Below are 17,724 nucleotides of genomic sequence, written 5' to 3'. Positions count from 1 at the left end.
GGATCTCATGATCTCAGAAAAAAAAACAGGCTATCGTAAGAATTTTTCCTTAATCCTTACTTTCATCGTATTGATGTCTGTATTGTTTTGCCTGTCTTTATATCTGGCTTACAATTTTAGTAAGAAATTCATTGAAAATGAATTTGTATCAGAGAAGGTAAACGTACTGGAGCAAAGCATTAAGCCATATAATGATTTCTTTCAAAAGAAGTTGCCTGAGGTCTCTTACTATAACGGGTATCTGGATTCTGCTACGGCTTCCAGCTTTGTAGATACCGTGTTATTGGAATATCCCTTTGTTTCTAAAGTGGTGTTTTACGATTCAGAGGTAAAGAATACACCTGTAAGCGATGGATTAAATACCGGAAAATTCTCCTTCGGACCGAAAAATATTTATCAGTTTGGAAGTCTGATCCCGCAGGATTCTGTGCTGTTGTTCTCCAGGGAGAATACCAGGAATTTTATTGTAGGAGATGATTTTAACGGATTGGCCTTGAAACTGGCTTCGTATATTGAAAGTCTGGACACCACTAAGGTGCCTGATCAGGATGAGCTGTTCAGCAATTTCAGTAATGTCCGCTCCAATAAGATCACCTATCTTAATATTCCGAGGATGGAGGAATTGAAAGCCTATAAAAAAATGCTGAGGAATGTACTGGATCCGCAGCCAGTTTACCAGCAGGATATGATGTGTTTCCACCTCGATCCATACAAGATTAAGATCATTAATTCCAGGCCCCTACTATATCAGTTTATCAAGATACAGCCCCTTACTTATGATCCTTTAGATACTTCGCAAGCCTATCTGAGCACAGAAATTACGCTTCCGGGGCCTTTTTCTGACTATAAACTTTATTTTATCTCCTCCAAATCATTTGTAGACCGGGAAATCCGCAGTTATTTTTTACCTATTGCCCTCGCAATCCTTGTTTTTTATGGAATTGTGGTGCTGGTTGCCTTTCTGATTTACAGGAACCTGAACATCAATCAACGGATGTTTAAACTGCAATACGATTTTGTAAATAACCTGACGCATGAGTTTAAGACACCCGTCAGTGTCATTAAGATTGCAGGAAATAATATAAAAAGTGCCACCGTTCTTACCGACAGGGAGTTAAAGCTGTATGGAAAGATCCTGGATGAAGAGGCGGATAAGCTGAATGGGTTAATGAATAAATTGCTCGCCTTCACTCAGATTGAAAATAAGGCCATTCAGTTAAACAGAGATGAGATTTACATAGAAGATTTTATCGAGAGCACTGTGGAGTCCCATCGCCTGAAGCATCCTGATTTTGATTTTACCTATGAGGTGAGCGGCTTTACTACCTTTGTGACCGATCCTGTTCTCCTGGGAAGTCTTTTTGATAACCTTGCGGAGAATGCCTATAAATATTCGCCACCGGAAAGGAAAAAATTACACATCAGTGCCCGTTTAATCAAAGGCAGGGTAGTGTTACGGTTTACGGATCATGGGATTGGAATCCCATCCTCCGAAATTAATAATATCTTTAAAAAGTTTTTCCGCATTCAGAACCAATACAACCAGAATGGAAGCGTTGGACTGGGCTTGGCTTTCTGTAAGGAACTCGTTAACTTTATGAAGGGCGAGATTACTGTAAAAAGCAGGGTGAATAAAGGAACAGAATTTAAAATTGTACTACCATATAATGATTAGAAAGTATGTCTAAGGAAATTAAAATATTAATAGTTGAAGACGATGAGAACTTAAGGTTTCTAGTAGTACATCGCTTAAAAGCAGAAGGATACGAGATCATTGAAGCCGGAGATGGAGATGCTGCGGAAAAAATGATCCTAAGTGAAAAACCGGATATCGTATTGCTCGATTGGATGCTACCTGGTAAACAAGGTTCAGAAGTCTGCGAAGAAGTGAGAAAACAGGGATTTGAAAACCTGATCATCATGATGACTGCAAAAGCGCAGGACATCGATAAGATTGATGCCTATAACTTTGGTGTATCCGACTATGTAACCAAGCCCTTCAATATGGATGTACTGGTAGCGATGCTGGAGAATAAAGTGAAGTTCCTGCTAAACAACGACCGCTCAGAGATTCACCGTTTTGGCAATATGGAACATCATCCCAACATCCATACCCTGTTCAGGAATGAAAAGAAAATTGAATTGACCATTCTGGAAAACAGGATCTTGCTTTATTTTCTAAGAAATCCTAATAAAGTGATCAACAGAGATGCTTTGATGCTGGAAGTATGGGGATATAATTCAGATGTAAATACCAGAACACTGGACATGCACATTGTACGACTTCGTAAGAAGATCGAACTTAATCCGGATAATCCTCAGCTATTGCAAACGGTTAGAGGGGTTGGATACCGCTTTAATCCTGCTTAAAATCTAATGCTTACCAATAATACAAGCAGGTATTGCAGGATCATGATGCCATCTAAGAAGAAGAAATAGTAATATTCATTCTTTTGGACTCCGGACTTAAATATGAGCCATCCTGTTAGCAGGATGGTGATGGTTAAGGCGATGACATCCAGATTGACTGTCTGACTGAACAGCAACAATAGAATGAGGTAGCCTAAAAGTAAAAACTGACAGAAAATATAGGCTTTCCTTTCGCCAAACATTACCGGGATCATTTTCAGCTCATATATCTTGTCCTGAAAGAGGTCCCGGATATCAAAAGGAATCGTGATTGCTGCGATGAATAAAAAGCGCTGGCCTACAAGTAATAAAGTCTCGCCTGTGGAGATGTTGACCGGGTAACTGTGTTCTACTTCCACTATAGGTAATAAAACGCAACTGATGGCCCATACGATGGCAACCAGGAAGAGTTTGATCCCCGGTATATTCCTTAATCCGATTTTTTGATGATTTAAACTCAGGAAAGGGATGCTATAGCTAACGGCCATTGCCCCTGTAAAGAGCATTAACAACTTCCCTTCTATACTCAGATATAATAATCCCAGGGGGATGAGGCAAAGCGCCGAGATCAGTGTGATGGAAATGATCAGCCGGTGATGCGAAAAGATCCAGCGCACCCTGATATAAGGAGAATTGCCCGGATCTTTAGGGTGAGACATGAGCATACTGAAATTATAAAGGGCTAATGTCCCAAAAAATAAGATTGCAAGAATGTTCTTGTTCGGTGGTACCTGTAATAAATGGTAGGTGAGCAGCCCCTGGGCAACTGCACAGATTGCAATGAATAAATTGCTGAATAGTAGAAAATCAAGGCTGGAAAATAGTACTCTTTTTACCATGTCCGGGGAAAGATTAGCTAAGCGCGTTTCAATTCAAATATCGTTATTTCAGGTAAAATTCCAACTCTTCCCGGATAGCCGAGAAAGCCATATCCCACATTTACATAAAGTTGCTGATTTTTTTCCTGATATAAGCCAGCCCATTCTTTATAAATGTATTGTACCGGGCTCCATTGAAAATCTTCCGTTCTTACACCAAATTGCATCCCATGGGTATGTCCGCTAAACATCGCGTCTATCTGTGGATACTTGGGAAGGACTTCAGCCCTCCAGTGCGAAGGGTCGTGAGAGAGTAGTAGTTTTACAGGAAGGTCATCTGTATCTTTAGTGGCCAGGTCCATTCTTCCATATTTTGGAAAACGTCCGGTTCCCCAGTTTTCAATACCCAGGATTCCGATTTCCTCCCCATTGATTTTTAATCTGCGGTGCTCATTCATCAGCAGGTCCCAGCCCATTAATTGATGCGTTTTGATGACATCCTGTAGGTTTTTTGTTTTAGCCGCGGATGGCGCTTTACCAAAATGATATTCTCCATAATCATGATTTCCTAAAACCGAGTAGACGCCCAGCGGAGCTTTTACTTTGCTGAAAATATCCTGATAGTTCCGCATTTCTGTGGCCATATCGTTCACAATATCTCCCGTAAAGAAGATCAGATCCGGTTTTTCGGCAAGCAGCATTTCCACACCACCAAGAACCGCTCTTGGATTATAAAAACTTCCCGAATGGATATCCGAGATTTGGCCCAGCTTCATCCCTTCAAAGGATGCCGGTAAGTTAGGGAGGATCAGCGTCCGGCGTTTTACTTTATAGTCGTATGCGCCCTTTGCAATGCCCCAGGTTAAAGAAGTAAGGGGGATAGCGGCAGTAATCAGTCCTGCTTTGACCAGGAATGAAGAACGACTGATCGGTTCGCCAGGCAAGGGCTGCGCAATGGTTTCCGGTAAAGTCGGATCTGCTAAGGGGGCCGGTGAAGTTTTTCTTACTGATCTGGAAAGTTTAATGATAAACCTTCTCAGGTCGTCGACGATTAAGAATGGAAGCATGACCAACTTACAGGCAACCGTTAAGAAGTAAGCCACCAGGATCACTGATTTCATACTTAGGAACAGATTGGCATAGAAAGAGGTAAACACACCGATCACCAGCAAAGTGGTATAGCCCCACCAGATGATGGTAAACAACTTTCTTGTTTGAGGCTTCCAGTTCTTGAATACACTCAGAATGGCACGGTAGCAATAGTAGTCAAATGCCAGCAGTAAAACAGATAAAAATATAAATACGGGTAATCGGCCCATTCGGAGGTGTTATGAAAGGTTATTATTAAATTATTTCCGGGATTTCCCGCTTTCTATCTGAAATCAAGGTCATCTTCTTCTTCATCCGGTCCGGTACTGAACAGGCTATCGAACATATCTGAGAAACCGAAACCACTTTCCAGATATTTCTTGTTTAACTGCGAATATTCTGCCAGTCCATGGAGTACAAACTCCATCATCAATAAAGTCTGGTTTGCACTTAGTTTAGGGTGAAACTTTTTTACCAAATCATTCAGACCTTCCACCTGCATCAGTTCTTTCTTATAAGCAGCTAAAGTCAGGCGGTCAGAAAGGTCCAGCGTGTTTCCTTCTGTAAACCATTCCGTAACACTTAGGTATGGATTTGCCGTTTTGCTCTTTTTGGCTTTCTCCGGATCTGGAAAATAACGGTTAAATAACGACTTGATCGCTTTTCCGATTAAGGTATGGGCAACTTTTGCCGGACCTTCCAGTTCTCCCTCATAAACCAGTTCAATCTTACCGGTAATTGCCGGAACGATACCTACCAGGTCTGAGAGCCTTACAAAAGTGTTTTTCTCCCTGTTGACCAGCATTCTTCTTTCTGCCGAACTGATCAGGTTTTCATAGGCCGAGATCGTTAACCTTGCGGAAACTCCGGACTTTTGATCTATGAATTCACTTTGACGGGCTTCAAATGCCACTTGTTCTACCAGGTCTTTGACTAATCCATCGGATTCGATCGTTGCTTTTTGTTCTTCACTGATTTTTGCTTCCTGGAAAGTGATCTTTCTCGAAATGGCAATTGTTTTAGGATAATGGGTCAGAATCTGACTTTCTATCCTGTCTTTTAATGGCGTGACAATGGATCCCCTGTTGGTATAATCCTCAGGATTTGCGGTAAATACAAATTGCACATCCAATGGCAGGCGAAGTTTAAACCCTCTGATCTGAATGTCTTTTTCCTGAAGCATATTGAACAGGGCAACCTGGATGCGTGCCTGCAGATCGGGAAGTTCATTGATCACGAAGATGCTGCGGTGTGCCCTCGGGATTAGTCCGAAGTGAATTACCCTTTCATCATTATATGTTAATTTCAGTGTGGCTGCCTTAATTGGATCTACGTCGCCAATTAAATCGGCAACGGTGACATCAGGTGTGGCCAGTTTCTCTGTATAGCGTTCGCTGCGGTGTTGCCAGCTGATCGGGGTCTCGTCGCCATGGATTAAAATTTCATGTTTTGCATACCAGGAAATCGGATTCAATGGATCATCAAAGATTTCGCTTCCCGCAACATAAGGAATGTATTCGTCCAGAAGGTTGACCATCAAACGGGCAATCCGTGTTTTTGCCTGTCCCCTTAACCCAAGCAGTAAAATGTTATGTCTGGAAAGGATGGCAGTTTGAAGTTCAGGAATAACGGTTTCATCGTATCCTAAGATGCCTTCAAAACCGGCTTCATTACTTTGAAGCTGGGCGATCAGATTTTTACGGAGTTCGTCCTTTACAGCCAGTGATTTATAGTTGGAAGCTTTGAGCTGTCCGAGTGTTTTTATAGTGATGTGATCCATGTTGTATCGTCGTGTTGAGCTGTTCTATCGAACTGTTTTTCTTCTGTTCTTAATGTAATCTTCAAAAATATACTCTCCAAGGCCTGTTAGGGAGCTGTAGAAGGCCCTTCCGCCGTTAATCTGTGTAAACTCCCGGACGAATTGCTGAAGATAAGGATCTTGTGCAATCATAAAAGTGGTGATGGGGATGTTCAGGCGCTTACATTGTGCTGCCATGTTCAATGTTTTATTGATCACCTTCCGGTCGAGCCCCATACTGTTTTTATAATAGCGTCCGTTTTCCTTCAGGCAGGTGGGCTTGCCGTCGGTGATCATAAAGATCTGCTTATTATGTGTTTTCCGGCGGCGCAACAGGTCCGCTGCCAGTTCGAGCCCGGCAAAGGTATTGGTATGGTAAGGGCCTACCTGTAAATAGGGCAGGTCTTTTACGGTAATTGGCCAGGCATCATTTCCAAAAACCACAATGTCCAGTGTATCTTTCGGATAACGGGTTTTGATCAGTTCTGCAAGGGCCATTGCCACCTTTTTAGCAGGGGTTATCCGGTCTTCTCCATACAGGATCATAGAGTGGGAGATGTCAATCATCAGCACAGTAGAGGTGAGGGTTTTATAATCCTTTTCTTCTACTTCCAGGTCTCTTTCGGTAAGGGTGAAGTTTCCTATGCCATGGTTGATCTGTGCATTGTGGATAGAGGCGGTCATATCGATCTGGTCCAGACTGTCTCCAAAAGTATATTCCCTTCTGTCGGCATTCTTCTCTTCTCCGATACCGGAGATATTGCTGTTGTGATTTCCTTTTCCAGCCTTCTTGAGCTTGCCAAAGATTTCTTCCAATGCAGACTGCCGGATGGTTTGTTCTGTCTTGGCGGTGATGCTCATATCGCCATTGGCAGGATTTTCTTTGAGGTAGCCTTTATCTTTTAGGTCCTCAATAAAATCGCCCATCCCATAATCGTTGTTCGTGAATTTGTATTGCTTGTCCAATTCATTCATCCATGACAGGGTTTCTCCCGCATCACCGGCAGTATAATTGAGCAGTTGGGTGAATAGCTTCAGCAATTCATCAAAACCGCCTTTTGGCAAGTCATCTGGTTGAAAATTAGAAAAATGGAAACCTCTCATGTGTTTATATATAAACGGAATATCGAAGGTAAAAGTTTGAGGTATTAGTAATGTTATCCAGTTGTAAAAATACCTTCCTATATTTAGCTTGGCAACCAGCACATTTTTAGTGGCTTCCGGAGGAAAATCCAGGCAATAAAATGCGCTTATTACCATTTGAAACCAGATCAATCAATATGAAGAAATTAATTTTAATCCTGTTTATAGGATTTGGTCTTAGCGGAAAGGCCCAACAAAGTGCAGATCAGAAAGCAATACTCGGCGTATTAGAGAAACAACGCCTTGCCTGGAATGAGGGAAACCTGGAAAAATTCATGGAAGGCTACTGGAAAAATGACAGCTTGCTTTTTGTAGGAAAGAACGGGCCCACTTATGGATGGCAGCAAACGCTGGACAATTATAAGAAAGGGTACCCCGACAAAAGTGCAATGGGTACCCTGACCTTTAATATCAAGAAAGTAGAACTCTTATCAAAAGATGCTGCATCCGTATTGGGTGGCTGGCATCTGAAAAGAGCAAAAGACGAACCGCAGGGATACTTTACCTTAATCCTGAGAAAAGTCAAAGGACGATGGCTGGTGGTATCCGACCACAGCAGTTAACTTATTTGGGAGAGCCGTTTGCCAGGGCTCTCTCTGCCCTTTTTATCGCTAAGCGCTCTCTATATTTTGCATAAGGGGCTTTAAAAGCCATTTTCAATACACTGTCCAGACCTCCTTTTACAGCAAGGTTAAATACACTTTGTGCTTTCCTGGTGATAGAAGCATCCCATGCCCTTAAACTTAGCGAGAAAGAACCATCAAGGTATTTCATCCAGTGCCACATACCCGTAGGCATGAACAGGGTATCCCCATGTTCCAGGAATACTTCGTATCCTTCAACGCCCTTTAAAGCCGGGAATTTTTCGAAATCAGGGTTTGCTACATCATAATCCTCCAGGGCATAAGTTGCATTTGGAATACAATACAATCTTTTCTTCCATTTGTTGTCGAAAAGGATGATGTGTTTTCTTCCTCCAAAATGGGTGTGGAAAAGATGAGGTAAATCTATGTCGTAGTGTAAAAAGGTAACAGAATTCGATCCTCCAAAGAACATGGCTGGCATGCTTTCAATAAAGCCGCCCATCAGGTCTTTAGGTAAGGTGATGTCCTTAATCAAATCAGGAACATGTTTGAACAGGTTGAAGAAAAATATACGCAGTTCCGTAGGCTCTCTTTTGATCAGGTCCAGGTAATCACCAAAACGCATCGTGGCAACGGAGGAGTTGATCGGCTTTGATGGATCAGCTTTTGAATTGTCCATCAGGCTCACATTGATGTCGCCGCCAATTTGTTTTAAATAATCAGTCGTCCATTTCTCTCTGGCAGGCCAGGATTTAGTCAGCCCCTTAATGATTAAAGGACGTCTGGGATCTAAATAATTCTTTTTGAAATCCTCAGGACTAATATTTTCAACGGTATCTACCGGCTTCAGTATAAAGCTCATAATTATCAAGGTTAAAGAACAAAAGTGTAAATTAAAATTTAAACTTGTTCATCCAGGATTAATTATTTTTTACCAATTCGGGACGCTGAATGCTCTGTTTATCTGGGTTTCTGATTCGCAAGCGCCTTATTTGCCCTTCTAATTGCCAGACTTTCCTTCCAGGTCATGTACTTTTCCCGAAAATTAGCCTTCATAAAATCATCGAATTTCCGCTGGATCGTGAGGTTATATAAGCTTTTCGCTTTTATCAGTAAAGACTTATCCCAGGCCCGTAAACTGATCGAGAAGGAACCGTCCAGGTATTTCATCCAATGCCAGTATCCGGTAGGCATAAATAAGGTGTCTCCATGCTCCAGAAATGCCTCGATTCCCTTAACCCCTTGCAGTGCAGGGAATTTATTAAAGTCAGGTTTTTCGACGTCGTAATCTTCTAAAGCATAAGTGGCATAAGGAATTTGATACAAACGGTCTTTCCATTTGTTCTCAAACAAAATGACATGCTTTCGGCCGTTGAAATGGGTGTGGAAAATATGAGCAAGGTCGATGTCATAATGTAAAAAGGTAACGGAACCCTTGCCGCCAAAAAACATATTCGGATAGCTATCCAGAAAACCTCCCATCAATTCTTTAGGCGCACGGTAATCGTCCAGTAGCCCTGGTGCCTGTTTAATGGGGTCGAAAAGGAAAATCCGTAAATCTGTAGGGGTGTTTTTGATGAGTTCAATGTAGTCGGCAAATTTCATCTCCGCAGCAGAAGCATTGATGGGCTTCGAAGGATCTGCTTTCGCACTATCGTATAATGGAACGGTTCTGTCACCAACGACAGTTTTCATGTAATCCAGGTCCCACTTCCCATATGCAGGCCAGTTTTTCGACATGTTTTTAATGATTAACGGACGACGGGTATTCAGGTAGTGTTTCTCAAAATCTGCTTTGGAGATGTCGTTTACAATATCAATTGGAGTAAGGTCGAAGTTCATCTGTTTTATTTTTTAAGTGTTCAGATGGGCATGCATGATCGAAAATCAACCCCCTTTTGATAGATCATGAAACATGCTCAGGTCATGTTAATTTATTGTTAATGGCAAAATTAATGAAAATGTAAAATGACAGATTGGGGAGGGAGGAAAAATGGAAATCTTCTGACAAATGGAAAAAGTTAATCCTGTTCTCAGGCTCAAATGTTTTGAAGGGAAAACATTTGCAGGCCTTCGAAAAGGAACAACTTTTTCTGTAGCATGGTGCATATAGCATGGTGCATATAGTATGGTGCACATAGCATGGTGCATATAGCATGGTGCATATAGCATGGTGCATATAGCATGGTGCATATAGCATGGTGCACATAGCATGGTGCATATAGCATGGTACATATGGGATGGTTCATACAGCATGGTGCACATAGCATGGTGCATATAGCATGGTACATATGGGATGGTTCATACAGCATGGTGCATATGGCGTTATGTATACAGCGTGGAGCACATAGCAGGTGAAAATCGCGCATGTCGCAGATGAGTATCGCAGCTCTTATATAGAAGGGAGATCCAGGGCTGGGTATTGCAGGGCGAATGAAGGCGTAGAAAATTAGGCCAATAAAAAAGGGCAACTCAATTTGAGATGCCCTCGGGATATTTCCCTTGCCCCTATTTATAATATTTTATTGCTTTATTTTTAGTTTGGCATTAACACAGAGTCTATGACATGGATCACGCCATTTTTTTGATGCACATTGGCAATGGTTACGGTAGCCATACCACCTTTTTCATCTTTTAATACCAGTTTGCTGCCTTCCATCCAGGCCCACAATTTGCCACCGCTCACGGTAGTTAATTCTGCTTTACCATTACCTGCTTTGATGGCTTTTGCGATGTCCTTGCTGGTCATATTTCCGGCAACAACATGATAGGTCAGGATTTTGGTAAGCAGGGCTTTGTTTTCCGGTTTTAATACGGTTTCTACTGTTCCTTCAGGTAATTTGTTGAAGGCTTCATTGGTAGGTGCGAAAACCGTGAATGGTCCTGCTGATTTTAAAGTTTCTACCAATCCTGCCGCTTTTACTGCCGCAACCAGTGTGGTATGATCTTTAGAGTTTACGGCATTGTCTACAATGTCTTTATCGGCATACATCGCTGCGCCTCCGACCATTGGATTCTTTTGTGCCTGTGTGTTGAATGCCAAAGCTACTAAGGCAATTACTGTTAAAAAAGTTCTTTTCATAGTGGTAGTTTTCATATGGGCAGATACGAAGAAATCTTTCGGCCGGATTTAAGGGGCAGCATAATAAAACATAATAACCTGGTTAATAGCCTAACTAATAAACTGCACAGTAAATGGAATCCTGATAAATGGGAATAATAATTTATATGCTATTAATCTTTTTGACGTTTTAAAGGTCATAAGGTTGTTCATCAAATTCGTCAACTTATGAAAACACCGGTAAAGGTTCTTTATTCATTTGCATTGCTTTTCCTCGTTACGGTATTGTTTTCCTCCTTTAGAGAGAAGCCAGCTTTTCCTTATCAAAAAGCAGGACTTACCGAGCGTCAGGCTGCGGCACATTTACTCAGCAGATTTACTTATGGCAGCAAAGAAGGAGATGTAGATGCAGTGGTTAAAATGGGGCTGGAAAAATGGTTTCGCCAGCAACTGGATGGGAAGCTGGAAGATGATTCTTTAAACCTGATGTTGAGTAAGTTTGACGACATTAACCTCAGCAATACCGAGGTGGAGAATAAATATCCAAGACAGCCCCGGGTGTTGAGGATGGCCATACAGGATGGTTCCATCAATAAAGATTCTGTTAATAAAGGGGACCAGAAAGCATATCGGGAACAAATTCGTGCCTATATGGAAAAGAAGGGGTTTAAACCGGAACAGGAGCTGTTGAGACAATTTATCAATCAGAAAATATTAAGAGCGGCATATACTCATAACCAGTTGAGGGAATTGCTCACCGATTTCTGGTTTAACCATTTCAACGTTTCTCTCACCAAAAATCAATGTGCATCTTTTGTCCCTGCTTATGAACGGGATATCATCAGACCTAATGTGACGGGAAAGTTCTCGGACCTCTTACTGGCAACTGCCAAATCTCCGGCAATGCTGATTTACCTGGACAATTTTACGAGCACCGGACAGCCGGTTGTTTTGGAAAATAGCGGAGAACCGCTGATGAATGCCGCAGGGAAACCAGTGAAAAGAAGGATTCCTCCAAAACGGAAACAGGGCGGACTAAATGAAAACTATGCAAGGGAAGTGATGGAACTGCATACACTGGGCGTCGATGGTGGCTACACGCAATCAGACGTGACGCAGGCGGCACGGGTATTAACAGGATGGACCTTAGCGCCAATGGGCGAAGAGGGATATGGAGCTGCAATGCAGAAGATCATCGATAATGTAGGAGAAGAAAACCTGAAGAAACGTGGTTTTGTGAAAGAAGGAGATTTTCTGTTCGTTCCAAACAGACATGACAATGAAGAAAAGACCGTTCTGGGTAAGCATTTTCCCGCGGGTGGAGGATATGAAGAAGGACTGACTTTACTGAATATGCTGGCCCGGCATCCATCTACAGCGCAGTTTATTTCTAAAAAGCTGGCCACTAGGTTTGTCAACGACAATCCGGCCCAAACACTGGTCGATAAAATGGCAAAGACTTTTACAAAGACAGACGGGGATATCCGGCAGGTAATGATGACGATGGTTTCTTCTCCTGAATTTTGGAGCCCGGCATCGCTCAGGGAAAAAACAAAATCTCCCTTTGAATTAGCCATTAGTGCAGCCCGTAGTCTGGATGCCGACATTACACAACCCTATCAGTTGTTTAACTGGATCAACAGAATGGGACAGAAAATGTATTACTATCAGGCCCCTACGGGATTTCCGGACAGGGGACAATATTGGATCAATACGGGGGCCTTACTGAATAGAATGAACTTCGGACTGGCACTTGCCGCACAACGGATTCCTGGGGTGAAGATTAACCTTTCTGCTTTGAATAACCACCATGAGCCGGAAAGTGCAGAAGCAGCATTACTCACTTATAGCAAGATGATCATGCCGGAGCGGAATCTAACAGAAACTGTAAAGCGGTTGAAGCCCATGTTAAACGATCCTTCATTGTCGGCCAAGGTGGCCAATGCTGCGGAGAAGAATACTTCTCAGCAGGAAGGGACAATGATGGGAGAAAATAATACGCCCATAAAACCCGCTGCAAATAATGCAGTCAATAACAATACAATGCTGGCACAGGTAGTAGGGGTAATCATCGGTTCTCCGGAATTTCAACGTAAATAAATTTAAATCATGACTTCAAGAAGAGGATTTATCAAAGCAGGCGGACTCGCATTATTCGGAATAGGAATGGGAGGAATTCCCGGCTTTCTTGCCGAAGCAGTTGCAGGCACCAAACCTTTGGGACTGTTTAACAGGAAGAAAATATTGGTATGCATCTTTCAAAGGGGGGCAATGGATGGTTTGATGGCAGTGACGCCATTTACCGACGAATACCTGAAGGCAGCAAGGCCAAATTTATTTATGACTGCCGCAAAAGGAGGAAAGAATACGCCGTTAATCGATTTGGATGGCCGTTTTGGTCTGCACCCCTCCATGTCTGCCTTTGAACAGGTATTCAGGGATAAAAGGATGGGCATCGTTCATGGCATCGGATCACCCAATAATACCCGCTCTCATTTTGATGCGCAGGATTATATGGAATCAGGAACCCCCTTTAAAAAAGGAACGGACAGCGGCTGGTTGAACAGGGCTGTAGGATTGCTGGGGCACGATGGTGCAACACCATTCCAGGGCGTAAGTTTGACCTCTTCTTTACCAAGGTCATTCTATGGGGAGAATCCGGCTGTGGCCATCAGCAACCTGCAGGATTTCAACATTCAGATGAGGGGAAATGTAAAAGGGGCCAATATGGCAGCTAAGAGCTTCGAAGACCTCTATGACCAGACCTCCTCCGGACTGTTGAAAGATACCGGAAAGGAGAGCTTTGAGGCGATAAAAATGCTTCAGAAAACAGATACTAAGAATTATAAACCTTCAAATAATGCCGCCTATCCAAATACGGCATTGGGAAATTCCCTGAAACAGATCGCACAGCTGATTAAGATGAATGTCGGAATGGAAGTCGCCTTTGCGGAATCCGGAGGCTGGGATACCCATTTTAATCAGGGAACAGATACCGGAATTTTTGCACGGAATGTAAATGACCTGAGCAATAGTATTATGGCTTTCTGGACGGATATGGGTACTTTACAAGATGATGTGACGGTAATGACCATGACCGAATTCGGGCGTACGGTAAAGCAGAATGGAACCGGTGGAACGGATCATGGCCGTGCTTCCTGTAACTTCATTTTAGGCAATGGCGTGAGCGGAGGATTGGTGCATGGCAACGTACAGCCCATGGCAGTCGAAAATCTGGAGGATGGCAGAGATCTCGCAGTAACCACAGATTTTAGAAGCGTATTCAGTGAGGTCGCAGACAAGCATTTAAACCTTCATAATGACAAAGTGTTGTTTCCGGAATGGGATGGAAGTAAAATCGGCGTAATGAGGTAAGAGTTTAACTTTTTATCATTATTTTGCCCTTCATTATTCCGCATTCAGGATCATGCCCAATGGCTTTTAGGAATTCCTGAATAGGACCATATCTATGAAACTGGCTAAGCATACCTATGCCTGATAGCTTCATAACCGTTAAACAACAACGATATCCAATGAAAAGAGAACTTCTGTATTTGTTTTTTATGTTGGCCATTACAGCCTGCAATCAGAAAAGCGACAAGAAAAGATTGGCAGGTACTACTGCTGATACTGTCGCCGGTATGGACCATTCAAACCATACTGACTCTGCTTGTTGTAATTCCAACCTGCCTAAACGATACGGAGCGGTTACCGGGATCGAAACGATCGCCGGAGCGGATAAAGAAGGCCTTGCCTCGCATCAGGGAATGAAATTTATTCCTGCAGGTTCTTTCAGAATGGGCGCTGCGGATAAAGAAGGCAGAAGAGATGAATACCCTGCCCATGAGGTGAAGGTAGATGGTTTCTGGATCGACGAAACGGAAGTCACCAATGCACAGTTTGCCGCTTTTGTGAAAGCTACCCGTTACGTAACGCAGGCAGAACAGAAACCGGATTGGGAAGAAATAAAGAAACAATTGCCTCCGGGAACACCAAAACCTCCGGAAGATCAGTTACAGCCGGCCTCACTTACTTTTAGTCCGCCGAAAGGCAGGGTTGACATCAATGATGTTTCCCAATGGTGGAGCTGGACTCCCGGAGCAAGCTGGAGACATCCGCAGGGACCGAAAAGCAATATTAAAGGGAAAGAAAACCTTCCTGTCACCCAGGTTTCCTGGATCGATGCCACGGCTTATGCGAAATGGGCAGGAAAACGTCTGCCTACCGAAGCAGAATGGGAATATGCAGCAAGGGGTGGACTCAGGGAAAAGAAATACCCATGGGGAGATGAAGACCTTGCTTCAGGTAAGGTTAAAGCCAACACCTGGCAGGGAGAGTTTCCTTATTCAGATAAAAAAACAGATGGGTATTCCAATGTGGCTCCCGTGAAGTCATTTGCTGCAAATGGATATGGCCTGTATGATATGGCAGGAAATGTATGGGAATGGACGGCCGACTGGTACCGGGAGGATTACTATCAAAGCCTGAAAGGGCAGACGGTAAACCCTAAAGGACCAAAAGACAGTTATGATGCAGCCGAGCCGGGGATTCCCAAAAAAGTGATCCGCGGAGGTTCATTTATGTGTCATTCTTCGTATTGCAAAGGGTATCGGGTAACTTCCAAGATGAAGTCTTCTATGGATACAGGACTGGAGAATACCGGCTTCCGGTGTGTTTCCAAATGATATTCTTTATCCAGTCCTGATGAGCTGCCTACCTAGGGCAGCTTATTGAAATCTATTGCAGGATGTGTTTTTCCTGTTGATTTCCTATGAAATAGCGTCTTAATGGGGGTGAAGTCATTAAAGAATCCGCAATTTTTTAAGTAGAAAGAGGCCTGATCTGATCCTCCTGTATAATCTTTTCTGTAATTGATTCTTGCAGTCGCATCGGCGGTAAATGTTGCAGAAGTGACTTCATGCCATTTTCCATCGGCATCCACAGCCCATTGATTTTTATAGTCGCCACGACGGGACTGATCACCTGTTACCGGCGAAAAGTTTTCAAGGAAGGAATAAATGCCTTTCAGGTAAACCGCCGATTGCGGACGCTCAAAGCTGGCTACCAATTGCCAGTCGCCCTTTTCCAAATCTTTAAAATAAGCAGTGTAAACGGTGGTTCTTTTAGCCGGATTTGGCTTGGCATGGGTTAAAAAAGCATAGCTTTTGCCTGCTTTCCATGGGTAGATCATATAGCTTTGTCCGCCGGAACCTTCATTGCCAAATTCACCAGTCTTCGTTTTGCTTCCTTTTTTTAGCAGGATCACTTTCATGCTATCGGGAATAGACTTCGGGTCATCCGTGGAAAAAGGACTCCAGATGGAAAAAAGTACCCTGCGTTCTGTCGGGGAATTGGCCTGCATTCCAAAATATCCGCCACTAAATCCATTGGCCATGTAGTAGGTGCCCAATTTATCTTCTCCTTCGGGAACCATGATCTCATTATAAAACCATTCTACTTTATTTTCTGCTGCCGGAGGAATGGTATAGTTTAAATGCACAGAAGGGCCCCTTCTGCCCCAGTGGAAATAACTTCCTTCATTGTTCTTCACATATACGGCTCCTTTGTCCAGGGCGCTTCCGCTAACCAGCAGGTCGGAAACCTCGGCAAATACCTGTCCGGTTTTACTCAGGCCCCTAAGCTCTGCTTTTACATATCCCGGGGCAGCGATTTTAACGCTGCCTAGTTTTATAACAGCAGCGCCAAGGTTACTTACTTCTTTAGTCAGCGTTGTTCCCGCTACTGTCAGGCTGATTTTACTATTGCCTTCAGGAACGCTCAATCTAAGTGATAACTCTGCAGTTCCGGCAGCTTCGGTACGGAAGTAAATGGCAATTACATCTGAGGCATCACTCCAGTTGCTCAGCCCGTCGTTTTTTATTCTTGCATGGCCATTCTTTTCCACATAACCATTGCCTCCCAGGGGGATGGTGATCGTGGCCGGCTCGGTTTCAGCCCTGCTTCCGGCGAATGATGCCGGAAGGAGCAGCAGCTGAAAAGCAAGAAGGAAAAAGGTTAATTTTCTCATGTTCATTTGTGTGTTTGTGGTTTGTGTGTTGATTGTTTGATGAAATTAGGAAAAGGAGAGGCAAAACAAGGATCAAAATTCAGTCAAACGTTTGCGTTGTGGATTTGGGCAAAATATATTTACGTTAGATAGCGCAATACAATTTAAACACACAAATGAAAAAACTTTTTACATCACTATCATTATTATTGGCCTCATCAGCAGTAATGAGCCAGCAGTTACCTGCTGAGCTGCAGACTCCTGAGGTGGTTTCAGTAAACCGGATGCCGATGAGGGCCTCAGCTTTTGCTTTTGAAAGCAAGGCAGTGGCTGCAAAACGGGAGAAGGAAAAATCTGAATACTTTATGACGCTCAATGGCCAATGGAAATTTAACTGGGTTCAGGACCCACGTAAACGTCCGGAGGACTTCTATAAAACAAGTTTTGACGATACGAAATGGGATAATTTTAAAGTTCCTGCCAACTGGGAAACCAATGGTTATGGCTTACCGATTTATGTGAACCAACCTTATGAATTCGCAGGACGCAGGAATACCGGTGCAAAAATGAACCCTCCTTTTGATATTCCTGAAGACAACAATCCGGTAGGTTCTTACCGTAAGAAATTTAATCTTCCGCAGAACTGGGATGGCCGCCAGGTATTTATTCACCTCGGCGCAGTAAAATCGGCCTTTTTTATCTGGATAAACGGGAAGAAAGTTGGCTACAGCGAAGACAGTAAACTGGCGGCAGAATTTGACATCACCAAATATGTAAAAGCTGGTGAAAACCTGGTTGCTTTACAGGTTTACCGC

The 17,724-nt window shown here is 43.1% G+C and carries 15 protein-coding genes; 7 read left to right on the top strand and 8 right to left on the bottom strand.

Annotated features, from left to right (window positions below; genetic code table 11):
- Positions 1-7: 7 nt before the first annotated feature.
- The gene (locus DBR43_RS13635; RefSeq protein WP_124581670.1) at positions 8-1,675 is read left to right on the top strand and encodes a sensor histidine kinase; all 1,668 of its coding nucleotides are present in this window, start codon (positions 8-10) and stop codon (positions 1,673-1,675) included.
- Between the two features lie 5 nt (positions 1,676-1,680).
- Positions 1,681-2,370 carry a response regulator transcription factor gene (locus DBR43_RS13630; RefSeq protein WP_124581668.1) on the top strand — a complete coding sequence of 230 codons (690 nt, stop codon included), beginning with the start codon at positions 1,681-1,683 and terminating at the stop codon, positions 2,368-2,370.
- Here the strand turns inward: DBR43_RS13630 and DBR43_RS13625 are convergent.
- From DBR43_RS13625 to DBR43_RS13610, 4 genes are read right to left on the bottom strand one after another with little or no spacing between them, the layout of a single operon-like run.
- Positions 2,367-3,248, bottom strand: coding sequence for a hypothetical protein (locus tag DBR43_RS13625; RefSeq protein WP_124581666.1), 882 nt, complete (start codon positions 3,246-3,248; stop codon positions 2,367-2,369). The genes DBR43_RS13630 and DBR43_RS13625 overlap by 4 nt on opposite strands.
- A 17-nt stretch (positions 3,249-3,265) precedes the next feature.
- Positions 3,266-4,546, bottom strand: coding sequence for a metallophosphoesterase (locus DBR43_RS13620; RefSeq protein WP_124581664.1), 1,281 nt, complete (start codon positions 4,544-4,546; stop codon positions 3,266-3,268).
- Positions 4,547-4,599: 53 nt separating this feature from the next.
- Positions 4,600-6,096 (bottom strand): sigma 54-interacting transcriptional regulator, encoded by a 1,497-nt coding sequence (locus tag DBR43_RS13615; RefSeq protein ID WP_124581662.1) that lies wholly within the window; start codon positions 6,094-6,096, stop codon positions 4,600-4,602.
- A gap of 24 nt (positions 6,097-6,120) precedes the next feature.
- Positions 6,121-7,218: a vWA domain-containing protein gene (locus tag DBR43_RS13610; RefSeq protein WP_124582090.1), complete on the bottom strand. Its 1,098-nt coding sequence runs from the start codon at positions 7,216-7,218 to the stop codon at positions 6,121-6,123.
- Between the two features lie 176 nt (positions 7,219-7,394).
- Here DBR43_RS13610 and DBR43_RS13605 point away from each other — a divergent pair, with 176 nt between their 5' ends.
- Positions 7,395-7,820 carry a YybH family protein gene (locus DBR43_RS13605; RefSeq protein ID WP_124581660.1) on the top strand — a complete coding sequence of 142 codons (426 nt, stop codon included), beginning with the start codon at positions 7,395-7,397 and terminating at the stop codon, positions 7,818-7,820.
- Position 7,821: 1 nt separating this feature from the next.
- On the opposite strand, the gene DBR43_RS13600 is transcribed toward DBR43_RS13605, so the two are convergent.
- The 3 genes from DBR43_RS13600 to DBR43_RS13590 form a co-directional block, all read right to left on the bottom strand.
- Positions 7,822-8,703: a cupin-like domain-containing protein gene (locus DBR43_RS13600; protein WP_124581658.1), complete on the bottom strand. Its 882-nt coding sequence runs from the start codon at positions 8,701-8,703 to the stop codon at positions 7,822-7,824.
- Positions 8,704-8,801: 98 nt separating this feature from the next.
- Entirely contained in the window at positions 8,802-9,683 is an 882-nt protein-coding gene (locus tag DBR43_RS13595) for a cupin-like domain-containing protein (protein ID WP_124581656.1), read from the bottom strand.
- A 694-nt stretch (positions 9,684-10,377) separates the two neighbouring features.
- On the bottom strand, positions 10,378-10,923 hold the full coding sequence (locus DBR43_RS13590) for a fasciclin domain-containing protein (RefSeq protein ID WP_199757044.1): 546 nt from the start codon (positions 10,921-10,923) through the stop codon (positions 10,378-10,380).
- A 207-nt stretch (positions 10,924-11,130) separates the two neighbouring features.
- Between DBR43_RS13590 and DBR43_RS13585 the strand changes: the two genes are divergently transcribed.
- The 3 genes from DBR43_RS13585 (at position 11,131) to DBR43_RS13575 (ending at position 15,587) form a co-directional block, all read left to right on the top strand.
- A complete protein-coding gene (locus DBR43_RS13585; RefSeq protein ID WP_124581652.1) occupies positions 11,131-13,002 on the top strand; it encodes a DUF1800 domain-containing protein in 1,872 nt (623 codons plus the stop codon).
- Between the two features lie 9 nt (positions 13,003-13,011).
- Positions 13,012-14,277 carry a DUF1501 domain-containing protein gene (locus DBR43_RS13580; protein ID WP_124581650.1) on the top strand — a complete coding sequence of 422 codons (1,266 nt, stop codon included), beginning with the start codon at positions 13,012-13,014 and terminating at the stop codon, positions 14,275-14,277.
- Between the two features lie 158 nt (positions 14,278-14,435).
- The gene (locus tag DBR43_RS13575; RefSeq protein WP_124581648.1) at positions 14,436-15,587 is read left to right on the top strand and encodes a formylglycine-generating enzyme family protein; all 1,152 of its coding nucleotides are present in this window, start codon (positions 14,436-14,438) and stop codon (positions 15,585-15,587) included.
- 32 nt (positions 15,588-15,619) lie between these two features.
- Here the strand turns inward: DBR43_RS13575 and DBR43_RS13570 are convergent, their stop codons facing one another.
- Positions 15,620-16,930: a DUF3472 domain-containing protein gene (locus DBR43_RS13570; protein WP_158622495.1), complete on the bottom strand. Its 1,311-nt coding sequence runs from the start codon at positions 16,928-16,930 to the stop codon at positions 15,620-15,622.
- 155 nt (positions 16,931-17,085) lie between these two features.
- On the opposite strand from DBR43_RS13570, the gene DBR43_RS33205 reads away from it, so the two are divergent.
- Positions 17,086-17,724: sugar-binding domain-containing protein (locus DBR43_RS33205; protein ID WP_410522653.1), on the top strand; the 639-nt coding region annotated here is incomplete at its 3' end.

Source organism: Pedobacter sp. KBW06 (genome assembly GCF_003852525.1).
Taxonomy (GTDB): Bacteria; Bacteroidota; Bacteroidia; order Sphingobacteriales; family Sphingobacteriaceae; genus Pedobacter.
The sequence above is the reverse complement of the archived record's forward strand: the minus strand, read 5'-3'. Positions and strand labels throughout refer to the sequence as shown.